This is a genomic window from Rhizobium leguminosarum bv. trifolii WSM2297, from assembly GCF_000271845.1.
On the sequence record NZ_JH719393.1, the window covers coordinates 2,045,908 to 2,061,737 of the forward strand.

Consider the following 15,830-nt stretch of genomic DNA (forward strand, 5'->3'; position numbering starts at 1 on the left):
ACTGCTCGGCAGCGACGTTGTCGCCATTTACCTGGCGCGGACGTGCTCACCCCGCGCCCTTGGAGACCTTAGCTCTTCTTAATATCGGCTTGACGGGACCTCGCGATCGCCTTTTCGACCTTCTTTAACAAGCTTTTAAGTTCGGGCTCGCGAACGAGACCAGCAGCTTCGAACGGTGAGAGCCATTGGCTGCTTCGTTGCTTTTCCTCCGGGAAGTTTTCATCCGTTTTTTTAGCTTCCAAAAGATGGACTTGGACTATGGACGGAACTCGTTCACCGGTGTCGAGTGTCTTGATATAGGTATAGTAGCCAAAGGGGCGCTTTTTCGCCTTTCCAATCACGCCGGCTTCTTCCCAAGCCTCGCGCTCGGCAACCTGGTGCGGTGACAGCGCACTGATAGGCCAGCCCTTGGGGATGACCCAGCGGCCGCTGTCGCGAGATGTGATCAACAGGACCTGGACCGCGTTTTCGTCAATTCTCCGGTAGCAGATAGCGGCAAACTGCTCCATCGCTTCTCCCCGAAACAGCTGTTCGGCCCCGGCTGCCAACCGGCTGAGGTATGATCTGGTTTTCTTGGCATTCATTTTAGCCGCCGCGCGCTGGCTGAGCTTTTGGCTGAAGGCATATTGATCTCCCGGGCGGCAAAGCGAAGGTGAAGCTCACATTGAACCAGCTAAACCATAGCTGAGTGACAATGCCTTCAAGCATACTGCTTTTTCAAGGCGGGATTGTCATAAATCTGTCACAAATCGGAATCGACCCCTTTCTCTTCAAGGAGATAGAGGTTAGGACACGGCTGTCCCGGATGACGGTCCGCTGTCGTCGTCTATAGTGCAGAGCAAAAAATCGCGAGGTTCTAATGCTGGGTTGGTTTCGAAGGTTGATGCCACGCGAAGACCGGTTTTTTGAACTCTTCGAGCAACATTCCAAGACGATCGTCGAAGCCGCACAAGCGTTAGACAGGTTGCTGTCGGGCATTGAGATCGAGCATCAATGCGAAACGATCGTTCGATTGGAAGACCGGGCGGACGATATCACCCGCGAAGTAATGCTGGCGGTCCGGCGAAGTTTCATCACCCCTTTCGATCGTGGAGACATCAAGGATCTCATTCAATCCATGGACGATGCGATCGACATGATGCACAAGACCGTTAAGACCATTCGGCTCTTCGAGCAGAGCAGCTTTGATCCGCGCATGCAGGAGATGGGCAAGACTATCGTCGAGGCCGCAAATCTTGTTGCGGAGGCAATCCCGCTGCTTGATCGCATGAACGCCAATGCACCGCGACTGTCAGCCATTGTCGAGCAGGTGACGCGCGTTGAGGGCCGGTCAGATGAGCTCCACGAGCAGGGGCTCAAAGACCTGTTTCGCCGGCACGGTGCCGACAATGCGATGGCCTACATGATCGGCAGCGAGATCTATGGCGAGCTGGAAAAGGTGGTCGACCGTTTCGAAGATGTCGCCAACGAGATCAGCGGCATCGTGATCGAGAATGTCTGATGGATGCCACTCTCGCATTTCCTCTGCTGGTCGGCCTTATCGGGGTCGCTCTGTTATTCGATTTTCTCAACGGCCTGCACGATGCGGCTAACTCGATAGCGACAATCGTATCGACGCGGGTTCTAAGGCCGCAATATGCGGTTCTGTGGGCAGCCTTCTTCAATTTCATCGCCTTCCTGTTCTTCGGGCTACATGTGGCCGAGACGCTCGGAACGGGCATTATCGATCCGGCGATTGTCACCCCGCAGGTGATCTTCGCGGCCCTGGTCGGCGCTATCGTCTGGAATGTCTTGACCTGGATATTCGGCATTCCGTCGAGTTCCTCCCATGCCCTGGTCGGCGGTCTCGTCGGCGCAGGCCTTGCCAAGACAGGGCTGAGCTCGATTGTCTGGAGCGGGCTTCTCAAGACGGCTGCCGCAATCGTCATGTCGCCGATGATAGGCTTTCTTCTAGCGCTGTTTCTCATCCTGGCGGTAACCTGGACTTTCATCCGGCAGACACCGTTTGCCGTCGATCGATCATTCCGCTTCCTGCAATTCCTGTCGGCATCGCTGTATTCTCTCGGCCATGGCGGCAATGACGCGCAGAAGACCATGGGTATCATTGCCGTGCTTCTTTACTCGCAGGGTTATCTCGGCGGCAGCTTTCATGTGCCGCTCTGGGTCGTGCTTTCATGCCAGGCCGCAATGGCCCTCGGCACGCTGTTCGGCGGCTGGCGCATCGTTCATACGATGGGTTCGAAGATCACTAGGCTGAACCCGATGCAAGGCTTCTGTGCCGAAACGGGCGGCGCTCTGACGCTCTTCGGCGCCACATGGCTCGGCATCCCCGTTTCGACAACCCACACCATAACCGGCGCCATCATCGGCGTCGGCGCTGCAAGGCGGGTCTCTGCGGTCCGGTGGGGCCTGGCGGGCAATATCGTGGTCGCATGGGTTGTTACCCTACCCGCTGCGGCGATCATTTCGGCACTCTCGTTTGGGCTCGTGACGGTTTTGAGCAGGCTTTTTTAGAATCTCTCGTCATAGAAGGAGGGCGAGAGCACTGGCAAGTCACAGCCTGCCATGCGCGAAATCTGCACGGGGCCGGGGGCGGCGTCCGGGGAAAGCCCGGCCAGCCAACCGAGTCCGAAGAAGCCGTTCTCGATCCGATTCCGGGGGCAGTAGGTCAACGCGACCGCGCTCGGATCAGTGTCCAGCTGCGACGGCTATCTCTCATGGCTAACCTCGCTTTGAGTGTGAGGGGGCGGCGCCTGGGAGACTGGCTGCATAGCGGAGATTCTTGTCGTCGGTTTCCGCATGAAGGATGCAAATTCCTTCCAGCCGCCCTCCAAGAGCGCGGTCATTCCGACGGAGACGCCGCCGCGTTTCGAGGACATCAAGCCGATCGGCTGAGACTTTAAGACCTATGGAACCCGGCAAAGCGCAAGGCAATGCTGGAACGCTGGGATCGCGAAATCGGCGCCACCGCCACCTGATGCCCTGAACGGCGGCGTCCGCATGACCGCGCACTTCAGTTTTGTGGCCTTGCCCCCCACTTCATCGTCAAGAAATCGTCGGATGAAAGCGCGGAAGGCAACAGCTCCGACTGAGCGCCACTGCGAGAGAATTAGCGGGAAAGCGAGTTGTCGTTCGCAGGCCCAATCGCCGCGTAGCCTGCTTGCGACAGATGCACATTCGACCCGACCAGCAAAATCCACTCCTGATTGCTGGCGTGAATTAACGCGGCCTCCACTTGGTCCAAGCTGAGCCCCTTGTCGATTCCATAGTCCATGATGGTATCGACCGGCACGCTGTCAGTGACTTTCTTGGCGCGCATGGCCATGAAGTCCAGGACAAGGCGGTTATGGGTGTTGGGGCTCACGGCAGCTCCGGTCGGTAGGACAGAGCAATCATCGCACGATTCCCGCCAATAGTGAAAGCAGGAAGGAAAGGCGGTGAGCGGCGCCGATGCCGTACCGGTAGTTTCGCGAGCCGCGACGAGGCGCCCACCGAAACAGTTGATATCGCGCGAAAGCCTGCTATGTTCCCTTTTTGTTTCGGCGCGAAAGCCGATCTCGTCGCGATCGCTGAGCCGCTATGAATGACCTGAGCTTATCCCCAGTCCGAAAAATCGTCCACGTCGACATGGATGCATTTTATGCGTCGGTCGAGCAGCGCGATAACCCGGAATTGCGCGGCAAACCGATCGCCGTCGGTGGATCTGCGGCCCGCGGCGTGGTGGCCGCAGCGAGCTACGAGGCACGCGCCTTCGGCGTCCATTCGGCGATGCCATCGGTGACAGCCAAGCGCAAATGCCTGGACCTGATCTTCGTGCCGCCCCGCTTCGATGTCTACAAGGCAGTGTCCCAGCAGATCCGCGAGATCTTCGCCGAATACACACCGCTGATCGAGCCGCTGTCGCTCGACGAGGCCTATCTCGATGTCACCGAAAATCTCAAGGGCATGGACATCGCCACCGAGATCGCGCTGGAGATCCGCGCAAAGATCAAGCAAGTCACCGGCCTCAACGCCTCGGCCGGGATTTCTTATAACAAGTTCCTCGCCAAGATGGCGAGCGACCTGAACAAGCCGAACGGCCAGGCTGTCATCACGCCGAGGAACGGACTGGCCTTCGTCGAGGCTCTGCCCGTCAAGAAATTCCATGGTGTCGGCCCGGCAACGGCCGAAAAGATGCATCGGCTCGGGATCGACACCGGCGCCGACCTCAAGGAAAAGACGCTTGAATTTCTGGTCGAACATTTTGGGAAGTCGGGACCCTATTTCTATGGCATCGCCCGCGGCATCGATGAGCGCCGCGTCAAGCCGGACCGCGTGCGCAAATCCGTTGGCGCCGAGGATACGTTTTCCCAGGACCTCCATAGCTACGAGCCAGCCCGCGAAGGGCTTCAGCCGCTGATCGAAAAGGTTTGGGCTTATTGCGAGGCCAATGCGATCGGCGCCAAGACGGTGACGCTCAAAGTCAAATACGCCGACTTCAACCAGATCACCCGCAGCAAGACGGTTCCCGCAGCGCTGCCGGGGATCACCGATCTCGAGGATATCGTCGACTTTCTGCTCGCGCCGATCTTTCCGCTGCGAAAAGGCATACGGCTGCTCGGCGTATCCCTGTCCTCGCTGGAACGGCGGGCCTCTGGGACGGAGCCGCAGTTGCGACTAGCGCTTTAGACCGCGAGCATCGCTTTCCAGGCACGGGCATCCAAGCAGGCAATGTATCCCTCGTACATGATCGTCGCTGCCCGTTCGTGGGATGAAGCGTCATGTTAAGGCCTCCGATTCTTCACCACCAGGAGTGAAGTGCGCGAGGTGCCGGACAGGAGGAAGTCATGACCCGCTACCGGTACGCCCCGAAGGTAGCGATGACTAAGCGGCTGTGCAATTGCTCGCCTTGAAGGGATGCGAACCACCGACCCCGCCATTCCACAATCGTGCAGTCGATGGGACAAGGAATTCGCGCGCCTGCGGCAAAATATCTCACTGCTAGATTTGGCACATCCGACGGCCGACGTATTGGAGTGGAGATCAGGCGTAGATTTTATCACCAAATGGTGCTATCCATAACACCATAATCAGGAAGCCAAACGATGCGATCGACCATCAATCTCGACGACACCCTCATGGAAAGGGCTAGATTTCTGACGGGCACGAAAGAAACCGCCACTCTGGTCCGCCAAGCGTTGGAGACGCTTGTTCGTGTGGAGTCGGGAAAACGCCTGATCGCGCTCGGCGGAACTATGCCGGATGCGGAGGCAGCCCCACGCCGCCGGAGCGCACCTGCCAAGTGATACTTGCCGACACTTCCATCTGGATCGATCATTTCCGGCATGCCGATTCAGAGCTGCGTAGGATTATTGAGGACGACCGTCTCTTATGCCATCCATCCGTAATCGGAGAGCTCGCACTTGGCAGCCTTCGGGATCGCAGTAGCGTGATAGCTTTCCTGGCGGCCCAGCGCGAAGCGTTCGTCGCTACGCACGACGAAGTTATGAGGATGATTGATCGCCACGCCATTTTTAGTATGGGCATTGGCTACACAGATGCCCACTTGATGGCCTCAGTCCTCCTCGATCAACGAGCGGTCTTATGGACCAGGGATAAGCGTCTGCGGGCAGCGGCCGAAAAGGCGGGGGCTTCACTGCACACCCCTGCCAACGCGCGAAACTAAATGCTGTATCGAAGCACCCACGCTGGTCGTCAGCCGCCTGAGCCCAGAGTTCCGATCGATACATTATGCGATCTTCTTCTCCAGAACGGCAACAAGCCGGACGCCTCGAAAACCCCCGCCGTGCGAGACCGTTGACCCACTATTTCAGTGCCAGTGGCGTGAAAGGTATTTATGGATTGGACCTTAGTCCAACAGGGCTGGTCGCGTTCGCTTACTTCACAATGCGATAGGCGATATGCCGAGCGGGTGGCGTGTCGAGCATGCTGGTGGGCTCAAGCTTGATCTGATTGGGCAGCGTGTCGAACAGGCGAGTCCCAGCACCAAAGAGCACCGGCACGATATGCAACTCGATCTCGTCGACAAACCCGCCGGCCAGTGCTTGGCGAAAGACGTCGGCTCCGCCCATGAGGCTCACATCCTTGCCTCTGGCCGCCGACTTCGCCTGCTTCACCGCGTCGGGAATTGTCCCAGCCGCGTGATAGATTCCAGCGCTGTGCGAGGCGAGTAACGGCCGGCGGGTGACGACGAAAAGCGGCAGCTTTAACGGCCCCGTCGGCCCGTTCTCATCCCAGTATGGGATCGAGTCGTCATAGCATTTGCGCCCGCAGATCACGCTGCCAACATTGCTGGTGAGGCGCTGCACATATGTATCGCCCTCTGCACCGCTGCTGAAGAACCATTCATGAAGAAATTCGCCGTTCTTGCCGAGTGGTTCCTCCCTGGTCTGGTTTCCTGCGGTAATGAAGCCGTCGAGCGACATGCTGATATTGAAAGCGACCTTGGTCATTTGCGTTCTCCGTGACCGATCGGTTAAGGTTACGCCTTCATGACGAATGGGTGTCGGTCAACTCTACATCTGGGCCACGAAATAGCTCGTCGCGGGCGGCGATCAGCGTGCCGAGGATATCTTCTCACAAGACCTCCCTGCCTTTGAACCGGCCCTTGAAGGGCCTCAGCCGCTGATCGAAAAGGTGTGAGCTTATTGCGAGGTCAATGGGATCGGCGCCAGACGGTGACGCTCAAGATCAAACGCCGACTTCCACCATATCACCCGCGGCAAGACGGTTGCGGCACCTCTGAGGATGATCGCCGATCTTGAGGACACCGTCAGCCTGCTGACGCCGAACTTTCCGCCGCGAAAAGGCATACGGCTGCTCGGCGTCGCCCTGTCCTCGCTGGAACGGCGGGCCTCTGGGACGGAGCCGCAGTTGCGACTAGCGCTTTAGACCGCAAGCATCGGCTGGGCGGGAGCGTAGTGGTGCTTGACGCGGAATGTACCCGCCGGCAGCGGCCGCAGGATTTCGTCTTCGGGGAGAAGACCGTCGAGCCAGGCCATGCATTGGTCGCGTGTCAGCACCGCCATCTGTCGGTCGTGAAATGGCGCAATATCGGCATTCGCCTCGATCGTCAGTATGGCATAGGCCTCCGGCCAACCATCGGTCGCCTGCCGCCAGATGCCGGCGAAATAAAACCAGTCGCCATTGGCGAGCGAGAAGCTGAAGTTCTTGTGGCGAAACTCAGATGCCGGCACCAGGCAGCGGAGCGTCGGAAACACTCGCCCTTCCGATCGGACCACGTTCACCGCACGTGGACCGCCGTTGCGGGGGCGCAGCCCCCAGGGCAGCTCCACCATCTCCACATCGCCATCATGGCGTCTTATGATGACGCGGCGCTCGTCGAGCGGGGCGTCGGACTGGAAAACCTTCGCGCTCATCATATATAGAACATATCAGGAACACGCTTTCGAAGCAACCAGCCTGAAATGGAGGACGCATGTGCAATGATTATCGGCTGATGGTGGATGCTGCCTCGATCGCCAAGGACTTCGCTGACCTGAAGATCAAGATCCGCTTCGGTGAAGGCATTCCGAACCTCGAAGCAAGGGAGGACATCAAGATCACCGATATCGGTCCCATCGTCAGAGCGATCGACGGCGCACAAGACGCCGAGCTCGTACAGCGGCGCTGGAGCTGGCCCGGGCCGAACAAGCGGCCGGTGTATAATTTCAGGTCGGAAGGCCGGGAGTTCACGTCCAATCGCTGCCTGATCGTCGCCGACGGTTTTTACGAGTTCACCAATCCCACGGAACCGAAAAAGAAGCGCAAGGACAAGTGGCTATTCACCAAGAAGGACGAGCCGATCTTCTGCATCGCCGGCATCTGGCGTGAAACGCCGGAGATGGGCCACGCCTTCACCATGCTGACGATGGAGCCGGGACCGGACATCGCACCCTATCACGATCGGCAGATCGTCATCCTGGAGCGGAATGCATGGGCCGAATGGCTCGATCCAACCGTCTCAGCCAAGTCCCTGATCAAGCCGCTTTCAGCGGGGACGTTGACGGTGGAACAGGTCGGTTGAATCCCGATACCGTCCGAAGAGAGCGGCGATTGGATGATCATGCACGGCTGCAGAAGCGGAAGGGCTCTTTCGCAACACTAGAACCCTGCATGGCTCCGAGCGATGGAATCACGTTCTTGCATGATGCTAGCTCAGGCCGGATGTTCAGCGATCCAGAACGTCTCGCACGCGGGCGGCAAGATCTTCGAAGGAGAACGGCTTGGGGAGCAAATGCACACCTTTGTCGAGACGACCGTGATGCACGATAGCGTTTCGGGAATACCCTGTTGTGAATAGAGCCTTCAATTCCGGGAAGCTCTCGCGCGCCTTGGAAACAACTTCCGCGCCGCTCATGCCGCCCGGCAAGACGACGTCCGAAAAGATCAGATCGACCCTGCCATTGCTGAACAAGGCTTGTAGCGCCGCAGGACCGTCCTTGGCTTCCAACACATGGTACCCAAGCTCTCGCAGCGACTCCACCGAATAGGCGCGAACATCTGGATCGTCCTCAACGACGAGCACGACCTCGCCGGCGGCGGCCTCCGGGATCGCCACGTTATCCATCGCCTCCTCGTCAGCCCCGTCGACGGACAATCGCGGCAGATACATCTTGACCGTGGTGCCCTCCCCCACCTCCGAGTAAATCTTCACATGGCCGTTCGACTGCTTCACAAAGCCGTAGACTTGGCTCAGACCCAAGCCGGTACCCTTGCCCTGGTCTTTGGTGGTGAAAAACGGCTCGAACACGTGTGAGAGCGTTTCGGCGTCCATGCCCATGCCGGTATCAGAAACGCTGATGGCCGTGTACTGTCCCGGCAGCACTTCGGCATGCGCCGAAGCATAGGCTTCGTCGAGATGCGCGTTGAAAGTTTCGATCGTGAGCTTGCCGCCGTCAGGCATCGCGTCGCGGGCGTTGATGGCGAGGTTGAGGAGCGCGCTTTCCAACTCGTTGGGGTCGGCTTCGGTCTTCCAAAGACCGCCCGCAAGCACGATCTCTATCTGGAAAATTTCTCCGAGCGTCCGATGCAGGAGTTCCGACATGCCGCGAATGAGGCCGTTCGCATCCACCGGCTTTGGGTCGAGCGGTTGCCTGCGAGCGAAAGCCAGCAGCCTTTGCGTGAGAGCAGCTGCCCGTCTTGCGCCATTCATCGCCTGGCCGGCGGCGCGCTTCAGCCGCCCTGACTCCTCCGGTAGGTTTCGAAGCAACGTGTCGAGATTGCCGACGATTATCTGGAGCAAATTGTTGAAGTCGTGCGCGACACCGCCGGTCAGTTGGCCGACCGCCTCCATCTTCTGCGCCTGCCGCAAAGCCTCGGCGTTTCGCGTCAGTTCCTCCGTCTTCTGTTTCACCAAGTCTTCGAGATTAATATTGAGATCCTTGAGCGCCGCTTCCGCGCGCCGTCGCTCCAGCAACTCGCGCTGGCCAGCCTCGAACAGGCGCGTATTATCCATTGCGATCGCCGCTTCACCTGCAAGACCGGCAAGCCCGCTCTCAGAGGCCTCGTCGAATACGCCAGCTTCCGAGTGGCCGAAGAACAGCCCGCCGATCACCTCGCCCGTTCGCGAAACCACGGGAACCGCGAGATAACTGCGAACCGGAAGATGGCCATCCGGCATGCCATGGTATGGTGCGTTTTTGCCGTATCGGCTGTCCTTTGTGATATCCTCGGAGCGGACGATGCCTTCGCCGAGGAAGGTCGCAGCGAAAACCTCCGTGTTTCGGGGCATCGGGAATTTCGAGAACGCTTCCCGAGAAACGCCGGACAGCGTGTAGAGCATGTAGCTCTCGCCCGCAGAATTGACGACGTTGTAGAAAAATGCACCGAACTGGGCGCCGGTGAGTTCGACGCCGGCGTCAGTCACCAACTGGACGACCTTCTCCAGATCGTTTTCCCGTGCGAGGGCGGCACCGGCTCGGTTCAGGATTTCGAGGGCACGTGTCCGTTCCCTGAGCGCGATCTCCGTTTGCCGCTGCTCGGTACGATCGCGCAGGATCTTGACGAAGCCGACCAGTGTCTTTTTGTCGTCGAGGATCGGCGTCGTCTCACCAACGGCCCAAATTCGACCGCCGTCTTGTTTCAGCCGCCATCCCTCGCCGCTGCCCTTGCCCTTCGAGCGGGCATCGGAGATCTCGGCAGCGAGAACGGCCGATCCTCCGTCTTCCGGTGGGAAAATGCCGATCAGAGTCTTCCCGAGCATTTCATCCTGGGACCAGCCGAGGAGCCTTTCCGCGCCTTTGCTCCATCCTGCGACGATACCCCCCGGGTCGAGCATGATGATGCCAGTATCAACTGCGCTATCGAGGATCTGTTGGAGACGTTCGGCCGGAAAATAGGTAGCGGCATTCATATTGATCGCCCGGTCGTTGAGATTCATTGAGGTAGGTATTGCGAACTTAGCATAATCGCGGCGTGCCGGAAGAGCACCCATTAGAGGCTCCGACTTGTCTCCTGAAGCGGATCGCAGGTTTCGTGGAAGCTCCTGAGACAGACGGTGTGAAGCGCGGGCCAATGGGGGCGCGCCGATAGCCATGCTCAACCGCAACAAGATCGTGTGAGCGCCGACCTTGTGCAAGGCGGGGTCCTCATGAGCGCGATTGTCGGCCGGTACCGCCCGGATACTCCTAACGACCCTCATGGCGCCTTCCGAACGGTAATCACCGGAATATCGACTTATTCCAGCCGGTCCGATAGCGGACGTGTCGCGGCATCGTTGGCCGATCCGCCCTTCACAAAAAGCCGAGGTACGTCAGGCAATCGTTTCTCCTGTTCGGAGCTCGCCTAGCGCCTCCGAAGGCATTTCCAAGAATAAGATAATATATGTGAGCTATTTCGTGTATGCTAAGCGATCGTCACCATTCCGAATAGGTAGGCCGTGACGACTGAGGGTTTATGTGTGCTCCCGCCTGCAGAACAGGAGCGCGCATGTTCGCCCCTCATCATTCAATCAAGAACAACCTTCTTCGACAGCTTGCGCCGCAAGCCCTAGCGGTTATCGGGGTTGATCTTTTTCCGGTCGATCTGCCGAAGGACTTCATCATCGCAGCCGCGGGTGGTCGTATCGAGCATGTTTATTTTCCAGATTCCGGCCTTGGCTCGGTCATCGTCATTTCACCGGATGGCAACAGGGCGGAAGGCGGAATGTTCGGCCGCGACGGCTTTTCGCCGGTGCAAGCCGCCGTTGGCTCTGACACCAGTCCCCATGAAGTCATCATGCAAGCCGCGGGCAGCGGTCATCGCATTGCGCTTGCCGCCTTTCTGAGAGCGCTGGAGGAGAGCCCGCCTTTCGCGCATCTGCTTGCCTGCTATTCGCAGGCGCTGGCAATCCAGGTGACGTTTACCGCACTGTCAAACGCGACCCATAACATCGAGGAGCGCCTGGCCCGTTGGCTATTGATGTGCCATGACAGAATGGATGGTAACCAACTGGTCCTCACCCATGACTACATTGCTATCATGCTGGCAGTCCGCCGTCCGAGCGTGACGACAGCATTGCACATTCTGGAAGGCAATCATTTCATCCGCAGCGAGAGGGGCCGCATCATCATCAGAGACAGGCCCGCGATGGAAGACTTCGCGCATGACGCCTATGGGAAGCCGGAGGAGGAATACCGCAGGCTTCTCAGGCAATCGCCTGAAGAACGAACAGACATTGTGACGTTGGCGGGCTGACGGCGTTCGCTATGTCCGTAACTGGCCTGGAACTGCTTGTGGAGAGGCTGGTTTGAAGGCGATGACGACGTTTTTCCATCTGAGTAACGCCGCCTCGAAGGACGTGCCGACGCAGGCCGAACGGCAAATTCGCGGCCTGGAAAGCGGCAGTTTGGCAGAAGTCTAATGCTCGTCAGGCGAATACCAAAAGGGCGATCATTGCCACTGCCGAGGTAATACCAGCCCCAGTCAGGCCCGTCGTCACATACCCGGAAACTCTACCGGTCTCACCGCGCCTTATCTGTTCGTTGGTGCCAAGAACAGCCGCCAGACCGGCGGCAATCCAGCATGTGAGTGTCAACGTCCCCAGAAGGATCGCCCAGTGCGATGCGTCGATAGAAAGCATCATCATGCGAACACCTTCACGGCGAGTGCTGCCTCCACGAACGTGCTACGGGCCAGCTCGGCGCTTTGACGGCGAGCGATGGCCTCGACACATCTGCGCTTCGCGATGCCGAACTCACGATGATTGGTCGACGGCCAGCGATGGAGAAGCGCCGCGAGCGCGGCGTTTGGTCCGTCGATGCGCTCGCGCATGCCATCGCCGATCCGAATGTACACCGGGGTCTTCCAAGTGACGCGGAAGTCGGCATCAATAATTTTTTCCATAAGAAACCTCCTTATCACGGTTTTGTCGACAACCTTCTTCGGACTGGCGAGTTCCCATGCCGCGCCTCTTGGTGCGCAATCGGACCGAAAGTTAGGGAACATCGGTGAAGGTCGCGATCGTTGATCTCAGGCGAAGAATTCCTCGGATCTCCGGCAGTGGGTTGTCTGGACCGACTGCCGCCAAAATTGAAGTGGTCATGCCCTCTGCCAAATATCCTGTCGTGCAACGTCATTCCGACCAGCATGGCTAAATCCGAAGCTTCTCGAATTTCCCAAAACATTGGATCATGCCACCTATGTCAGCTGAAGCTTGCGCTGGTTTCCCTGTCACGAAAGACCTGAGCAGCAGAGTAGCTTCAACGAATTGCCAGACGGAACCCAGCAGCTTATGGACTGCTTATGGAAATGGACGCTTCGAACACCCACCATACGCCGGACACGGACGCATTGATGGATACAATGCGCAATCTGACTAGGAACGAGGGTGTCACTCTAACGCCATTGCCTAAGGTTTGATGAAAATAAGCCAGTCGTTGCCCTATCATCGGGGACGGAATGCCGGCATGACACTGGCGGTGGCAGCCTCTGGAAAAAAAACGGTCTTAAATGGCCGTCTCGTCAACGATAGACGCCGCTTTCTGGTGCTGCATGGGGAGCGACCTTATGATGCTGTCGTTGAAGCCTCAGGCGACAACCCTTACATCGCGCTCAAGCTGCAGCTGCCGTTGCTTCTGGTGGCAAAGACGCTGATTGAACTGGCTGACACTCCATATCCGGTGCTGAATACCGCTCGGACATCCGAACTTCCAGCATATTGCGATGAGCTGACCGAGGATCTCGCAGGGCCGCTGCTACGACTGTTGCGCGCTTTTGACGACCCCGCTGATTGTCGGATGTTGGCGCCCTATTTGCTATCGATTGTTGCGATCGGATGCGGCCGGTATGCTCAGAGCGTCGGTGACACGCGAGGATACGAAGCTCGTGGCGGCTATGCGCTTTATCGAGGCCAACGCCGCGCAGCCTTCTGGTCGCGGATATCGCATCGGAAGTAGCAATGAGCCCATCCCATTTTGCGCATCGCTTCCAGGCCTGCTTCGGTCTGTCGCCGATGCGCTATCGAAAACAGGTACGACTTGAAAAAGCGCGACTGCTCCTCCTGAATTCCGAGGTAACCATTTCCATAGCGGCTGCAGACGCAGGCTATGCGAGTGACGCTCAATTTACACGGGATTTCAAGAACCTCTTCGGCTTATCCCCAGGGGCCTACGCACGAAACATGCAATCGCATTTCCGGGGCCCGATAGGAGCAGACAATGCTGCAATTCGCAGGATCGGGTAGGCTTTCCGCAGAATTGGGTCTGTGCCGTAGGCCCAATCGATTTTACCAGTGCAATCAGTTTCCTTCTGATGACACCGGAGCAAAAATGTCCATCAAAATCCTCGTACAGTTCAAAGCCCTCGCCGAAAAGCAAGTTGCCTTCCATGCAATCATGGAATCCGTCAAGACCGACTTGCCGAAGGCTCCCGGTTGCCTGAGCGCTACTGTCATGCAGGCCGCTGGTAATCCCTGCCAGTATGCTCTGGTCGAAACCTGGGACAGCGAAGCCAGGCACAAAGCCCATGTTCAGGGCCTCCTTTCGAATGGCGCGTGGGCGAAAATTGAAAGCCACTTGGATGGACAGCCGATCTCCGCCTATTTCCGTGAAATATCTTGACCGCCCAGTACTCAAATCCCTTTCTTTCCACGACTATGAACACACTCGATGGTGTGATCCGCGTTGAGACTTTCTTCCGACGCTGACTTTTCGGTGGCGCCTTGGCGGTTTTTGAAAACACGACTACCCCAGCCGCTCCCATAGAAAGCCCGCTGGGTCCGCTTGAGCAACTGGTTAGAGGGTTCAACAGCAAGCCTGTCGCGGCTGCCAAAACCGAGGTATAAGAAATTCGGTAGCCTTATCGCCTGCGAGAGCAATGCCTCTTATTGATCGAAAGAGACAGGAGCGAATGAAATGGATGTCGTTTTCTCACCAGTACTGACGGTTTGCGGCATCGAAGAACTATCGGGCCAGAGCACCCGAAGCGTCACCCATGTCCTGTCGCTGATTGATCCGGAGCATCCGGAGTTGGATGCATTCCAGACCTACGGCAAACACCACCGCACCACGCTACGCTTCCACGACATCATCGCGGCAGCAGCGGGGCGGGTGATGCCCCGCCCAGACCATGTGGAAGAGATCCTTCGTTTCGGAATGGATCTTCAGTCAAGGCATGACACAATTGAGTCAAGCCATCTACTCGTCCATTGCCATATGGGCGTGTCGCGCTCGACGGCGGCCATGCTGACCTTGATGGCACAGGCGAACCCAGATGAGTCTGCAGAGGACCTGTTCGGCCGTTTGATTGTGATCCGCCCGCAGGCGTGGCCGAATTCGCAGATGATCCGCTTCGCCGACGAGCAACTTGGGCGGAAAGGCGACCTTACAGCCGCGCTCGGCCGCCATTATGGCCGGCAGATCAAAAGTCGACCGCAGTTCACCGAGTGGATGACAACACTAGGTCGCCATGCCGAGCTGCAAATGGCCATTCTGAACTGACCACAGTTCGCTGGGCAGCAAGCTGGTAGACGATTGTGGCGAACCTAACGAACCTTGTCGCAGCAAAGTCCGTCTAGCTCCGTCACCTGTTTGAATACGAGCTGACGTTCGCTGGACCGGTCTCGCTTCGACGGTCGAGGACAAGGCTTGCCGTCAACGACGGTCCCTGGACATCGCTTCCTCGCAGGTGGCGACGGATGCGCGCATCTGCAGGAAGGTTCCCGGGTCAAGCTCGGTCGTAGGTGAACGATGTCAGCAGCGTGGTCACGAAATTGCTTGCTCGTTCCTTTACAAGCACCTCAGTCCACTCATCGGTTCCTCGAAGTCTCAAATCGGTATAGATGCTATCGACGGCAGCCTCTTCGATGCGTTTGATTTGTGCTTTGAAGTTTGCCTCGCCGCCGGCATGGTACATGTCACGGATGACCATGCGCAGGATTTCCTGGATTGCGATTTGCCACGACGTGTTGATCGCCTGGAGTTCGTTCGTATCCTGTGCCATGCGGGCTCCTTTAGTTTGTTTAGGTCCCAGCATGACGTCGTCATGCTGTCGGGTCGGGGCGTACGGGCAAAAGCTAGACTTGTCTTGCCTTGCGGTTGGCGTACCGCCGGTCGCGTTCGGCCTTTCGCATCGCCTCACCTTCGATCCCCGCGCTGTCCGCGCGTTTTCGGCGCTCTCCCGCGCTTGGGGTCTCGATACTCTTTTGCTCCTCGAGCTTCGCGCGCTCGCGTTCAAGACATCGCTCTACCTGAGCCGGACAATGATAGCGCGTTCGACTTGTCGCGCCATTTTAGCAGGTTTTACCGCAGTCTTTGGCGCACGGTCGATATTCAGGAGAACAAGCGGCGTCGGCGGATGGGGCGCGGCGGTCGGAAACTTCGTTGTTTCTGGCGCTCCTCGCTCCTATCCAG

General features: G+C 58.0%; 19 protein-coding genes and 2 pseudogenes. 13 read left to right on the forward strand and 8 right to left on the reverse strand.

Annotated elements, in window-relative coordinates:
* Nucleotides 1-68: 68 nt before the first annotated feature.
* Nucleotides 69-584, reverse strand: a complete 516-nt coding sequence (locus tag RLEG4DRAFT_RS63815) for an NUDIX hydrolase (protein WP_003575517.1) — start codon at nucleotides 582-584, stop codon at nucleotides 69-71.
* Nucleotides 585-859: 275 nt separating this feature from the next.
* Between RLEG4DRAFT_RS63815 and RLEG4DRAFT_RS63820 the strand changes: the two genes are divergently transcribed.
* The 3 genes and pseudogenes from RLEG4DRAFT_RS63820 to RLEG4DRAFT_RS63830 all read left to right on the forward strand — a co-directional run.
* Nucleotides 860-1,501: a DUF47 domain-containing protein gene (locus RLEG4DRAFT_RS63820; protein WP_003575515.1), complete on the forward strand. Its 642-nt coding sequence runs from the start codon at nucleotides 860-862 to the stop codon at nucleotides 1,499-1,501.
* Nucleotides 1,501-2,514, forward strand: coding sequence for an inorganic phosphate transporter (locus RLEG4DRAFT_RS63825; RefSeq protein WP_003575513.1), 1,014 nt, complete (start codon nucleotides 1,501-1,503; stop codon nucleotides 2,512-2,514). The genes RLEG4DRAFT_RS63820 and RLEG4DRAFT_RS63825 overlap by 1 nt, the downstream gene beginning before the upstream one ends.
* 282 nt (nucleotides 2,515-2,796) lie before the next feature.
* A pseudogene (locus RLEG4DRAFT_RS63830) lies at nucleotides 2,797-2,978 on the forward strand (iron ABC transporter substrate-binding protein); the annotation flags it as partial.
* Between the two features lie 131 nt (nucleotides 2,979-3,109).
* Here the strand turns inward: RLEG4DRAFT_RS63830 and RLEG4DRAFT_RS63835 are convergent.
* A complete protein-coding gene (locus RLEG4DRAFT_RS63835) occupies nucleotides 3,110-3,364 on the reverse strand; it encodes a hypothetical protein (protein WP_003575512.1) in 255 nt (84 codons plus the stop codon).
* Nucleotides 3,365-3,579: 215 nt separating this feature from the next.
* On the opposite strand from RLEG4DRAFT_RS63835, the gene dinB reads away from it, so the two are divergent.
* From dinB to RLEG4DRAFT_RS63850, 3 genes are all read left to right on the forward strand, one after another.
* Nucleotides 3,580-4,668 (forward strand): DNA polymerase IV, encoded by a 1,089-nt coding sequence (gene dinB / locus RLEG4DRAFT_RS63840; RefSeq protein WP_003575510.1) that lies wholly within the window; start codon nucleotides 3,580-3,582, stop codon nucleotides 4,666-4,668.
* Nucleotides 4,669-5,084: 416 nt separating this feature from the next.
* Nucleotides 5,085-5,285: a type II toxin-antitoxin system VapB family antitoxin gene (locus RLEG4DRAFT_RS63845; protein ID WP_003575508.1), complete on the forward strand. Its 201-nt coding sequence runs from the start codon at nucleotides 5,085-5,087 to the stop codon at nucleotides 5,283-5,285.
* Nucleotides 5,282-5,665, forward strand: a complete 384-nt coding sequence (locus RLEG4DRAFT_RS63850) for a type II toxin-antitoxin system VapC family toxin (RefSeq protein ID WP_037093234.1) — start codon at nucleotides 5,282-5,284, stop codon at nucleotides 5,663-5,665. Before RLEG4DRAFT_RS63845 ends, RLEG4DRAFT_RS63850 begins: the two co-directional genes overlap by 4 nt.
* 211 nt (nucleotides 5,666-5,876) lie before the next feature.
* On the opposite strand, the gene RLEG4DRAFT_RS63855 is transcribed toward RLEG4DRAFT_RS63850, so the two are convergent.
* A complete protein-coding gene (locus RLEG4DRAFT_RS63855; protein WP_003575503.1) occupies nucleotides 5,877-6,452 on the reverse strand; it encodes a dihydrofolate reductase family protein in 576 nt (191 codons plus the stop codon).
* A gap of 109 nt (nucleotides 6,453-6,561) precedes the next feature.
* Here RLEG4DRAFT_RS63855 and RLEG4DRAFT_RS63860 point away from each other — a divergent pair.
* Nucleotides 6,562-6,891, forward strand: a pseudogene (locus tag RLEG4DRAFT_RS63860) (DNA polymerase IV); the annotation flags it as partial.
* Here the strand turns inward: RLEG4DRAFT_RS63860 and RLEG4DRAFT_RS63865 are convergent.
* Entirely contained in the window at nucleotides 6,888-7,382 is a 495-nt protein-coding gene (locus RLEG4DRAFT_RS63865) for an SOS response-associated peptidase family protein (RefSeq protein WP_037093230.1), read from the reverse strand. The pseudogene RLEG4DRAFT_RS63860 and the gene RLEG4DRAFT_RS63865 sit on opposite strands and share 4 nt — an antisense overlap.
* Nucleotides 7,383-7,438: 56 nt before the next feature.
* Between RLEG4DRAFT_RS63865 and RLEG4DRAFT_RS63870 the strand changes: the two genes are divergently transcribed.
* Complete coding sequence (locus tag RLEG4DRAFT_RS63870) at nucleotides 7,439-8,026, forward strand: SOS response-associated peptidase (protein WP_003575499.1); 588 nt, start codon at nucleotides 7,439-7,441, stop codon at nucleotides 8,024-8,026.
* 144 nt (nucleotides 8,027-8,170) lie between these two features.
* Here the strand turns inward: RLEG4DRAFT_RS63870 and RLEG4DRAFT_RS63875 are convergent, their stop codons facing one another.
* The gene (locus tag RLEG4DRAFT_RS63875) at nucleotides 8,171-10,381 is read right to left on the reverse strand and encodes an ATP-binding protein (protein ID WP_432416782.1); all 2,211 of its coding nucleotides are present in this window, start codon (nucleotides 10,379-10,381) and stop codon (nucleotides 8,171-8,173) included.
* 548 nt (nucleotides 10,382-10,929) lie between these two features.
* On the opposite strand from RLEG4DRAFT_RS63875, the gene RLEG4DRAFT_RS63880 reads away from it, so the two are divergent.
* Nucleotides 10,930-11,676 carry a Crp/Fnr family transcriptional regulator gene (locus RLEG4DRAFT_RS63880; RefSeq protein ID WP_003575496.1) on the forward strand — a complete coding sequence of 249 codons (747 nt, stop codon included), beginning with the start codon at nucleotides 10,930-10,932 and terminating at the stop codon, nucleotides 11,674-11,676.
* A gap of 172 nt (nucleotides 11,677-11,848) precedes the next feature.
* On the opposite strand, the gene RLEG4DRAFT_RS63885 is transcribed toward RLEG4DRAFT_RS63880, so the two are convergent.
* Together RLEG4DRAFT_RS63885 and RLEG4DRAFT_RS63890 are read right to left on the reverse strand one after the other, a co-directional pair.
* The gene (locus RLEG4DRAFT_RS63885; RefSeq protein WP_003575495.1) at nucleotides 11,849-12,067 is read right to left on the reverse strand and encodes a hypothetical protein; all 219 of its coding nucleotides are present in this window, start codon (nucleotides 12,065-12,067) and stop codon (nucleotides 11,849-11,851) included.
* Nucleotides 12,064-12,324 (reverse strand): DUF982 domain-containing protein, encoded by a 261-nt coding sequence (locus RLEG4DRAFT_RS63890; RefSeq protein WP_003575494.1) that lies wholly within the window; start codon nucleotides 12,322-12,324, stop codon nucleotides 12,064-12,066. The genes RLEG4DRAFT_RS63885 and RLEG4DRAFT_RS63890 overlap by 4 nt, the downstream gene beginning before the upstream one ends.
* 563 nt (nucleotides 12,325-12,887) lie before the next feature.
* On the opposite strand from RLEG4DRAFT_RS63890, the gene RLEG4DRAFT_RS63895 reads away from it, so the two are divergent.
* The 4 genes from RLEG4DRAFT_RS63895 (at nucleotide 12,888) to RLEG4DRAFT_RS63910 (ending at nucleotide 14,918) form a co-directional block, all read left to right on the forward strand.
* On the forward strand, nucleotides 12,888-13,376 hold the full coding sequence (locus tag RLEG4DRAFT_RS63895; protein ID WP_037093229.1) for an AraC family transcriptional regulator N-terminal domain-containing protein: 489 nt from the start codon (nucleotides 12,888-12,890) through the stop codon (nucleotides 13,374-13,376).
* Between the two features lie 2 nt (nucleotides 13,377-13,378).
* On the forward strand, nucleotides 13,379-13,663 hold the full coding sequence (locus RLEG4DRAFT_RS63900) for a helix-turn-helix transcriptional regulator (protein WP_051040879.1): 285 nt from the start codon (nucleotides 13,379-13,381) through the stop codon (nucleotides 13,661-13,663).
* Nucleotides 13,638-14,039 (forward strand): putative quinol monooxygenase, encoded by a 402-nt coding sequence (locus tag RLEG4DRAFT_RS63905; protein WP_125869613.1) that lies wholly within the window; start codon nucleotides 13,638-13,640, stop codon nucleotides 14,037-14,039. The genes RLEG4DRAFT_RS63900 and RLEG4DRAFT_RS63905 overlap by 26 nt, the downstream gene beginning before the upstream one ends.
* Nucleotides 14,040-14,333: 294 nt before the next feature.
* Nucleotides 14,334-14,918, forward strand: coding sequence for a tyrosine phosphatase family protein (locus RLEG4DRAFT_RS63910; protein ID WP_003575490.1), 585 nt, complete (start codon nucleotides 14,334-14,336; stop codon nucleotides 14,916-14,918).
* Between the two features lie 226 nt (nucleotides 14,919-15,144).
* Here the strand turns inward: RLEG4DRAFT_RS63910 and RLEG4DRAFT_RS63915 are convergent, their stop codons facing one another.
* A complete protein-coding gene (locus RLEG4DRAFT_RS63915; RefSeq protein WP_003575489.1) occupies nucleotides 15,145-15,420 on the reverse strand; it encodes a hypothetical protein in 276 nt (91 codons plus the stop codon).
* Nucleotides 15,421-15,830 lie beyond the last annotated feature (410 nt).

Coding starts and splice junctions, on each gene's coding strand:
- RLEG4DRAFT_RS63815 (WP_003575517.1), bottom strand. CDS start 584: ATGAATGCCAAGAAAACCAGATCATACCTCAGCCGGTTGGCAGCCGGG.
- RLEG4DRAFT_RS63820 (WP_003575515.1), top strand. CDS start 860: ATGCTGGGTTGGTTTCGAAGGTTGATGCCACGCGAAGACCGGTTTTTT.
- RLEG4DRAFT_RS63825 (WP_003575513.1), top strand. CDS start 1,501: ATGGATGCCACTCTCGCATTTCCTCTGCTGGTCGGCCTTATCGGGGTC.
- dinB (WP_003575510.1), top strand. CDS start 3,580: ATGAATGACCTGAGCTTATCCCCAGTCCGAAAAATCGTCCACGTCGAC.
- RLEG4DRAFT_RS63845 (WP_003575508.1), top strand. CDS start 5,085: ATGCGATCGACCATCAATCTCGACGACACCCTCATGGAAAGGGCTAGA.
- RLEG4DRAFT_RS63855 (WP_003575503.1), bottom strand. CDS start 6,452: ATGACCAAGGTCGCTTTCAATATCAGCATGTCGCTCGACGGCTTCATT.
- RLEG4DRAFT_RS63865 (WP_037093230.1), bottom strand. CDS start 7,382: ATGATGAGCGCGAAGGTTTTCCAGTCCGACGCCCCGCTCGACGAGCGC.
- RLEG4DRAFT_RS63870 (WP_003575499.1), top strand. CDS start 7,439: ATGTGCAATGATTATCGGCTGATGGTGGATGCTGCCTCGATCGCCAAG.
- RLEG4DRAFT_RS63875 (WP_432416782.1), bottom strand. CDS start 10,381: ATGAATCTCAACGACCGGGCGATCAATATGAATGCCGCTACCTATTTT.
- RLEG4DRAFT_RS63880 (WP_003575496.1), top strand. CDS start 10,930: ATGTTCGCCCCTCATCATTCAATCAAGAACAACCTTCTTCGACAGCTT.
- RLEG4DRAFT_RS63885 (WP_003575495.1), bottom strand. CDS start 12,067: ATGATGATGCTTTCTATCGACGCATCGCACTGGGCGATCCTTCTGGGG.
- RLEG4DRAFT_RS63890 (WP_003575494.1), bottom strand. CDS start 12,324: ATGGAAAAAATTATTGATGCCGACTTCCGCGTCACTTGGAAGACCCCG.
- RLEG4DRAFT_RS63895 (WP_037093229.1), top strand. CDS start 12,888: ATGACACTGGCGGTGGCAGCCTCTGGAAAAAAAACGGTCTTAAATGGC.
- RLEG4DRAFT_RS63900 (WP_051040879.1), top strand. CDS start 13,379: ATGAGCCCATCCCATTTTGCGCATCGCTTCCAGGCCTGCTTCGGTCTG.
- RLEG4DRAFT_RS63905 (WP_125869613.1), top strand. CDS start 13,638: ATGCTGCAATTCGCAGGATCGGGTAGGCTTTCCGCAGAATTGGGTCTG.
- RLEG4DRAFT_RS63910 (WP_003575490.1), top strand. CDS start 14,334: ATGGATGTCGTTTTCTCACCAGTACTGACGGTTTGCGGCATCGAAGAA.
- RLEG4DRAFT_RS63915 (WP_003575489.1), bottom strand. CDS start 15,420: ATGGCACAGGATACGAACGAACTCCAGGCGATCAACACGTCGTGGCAA.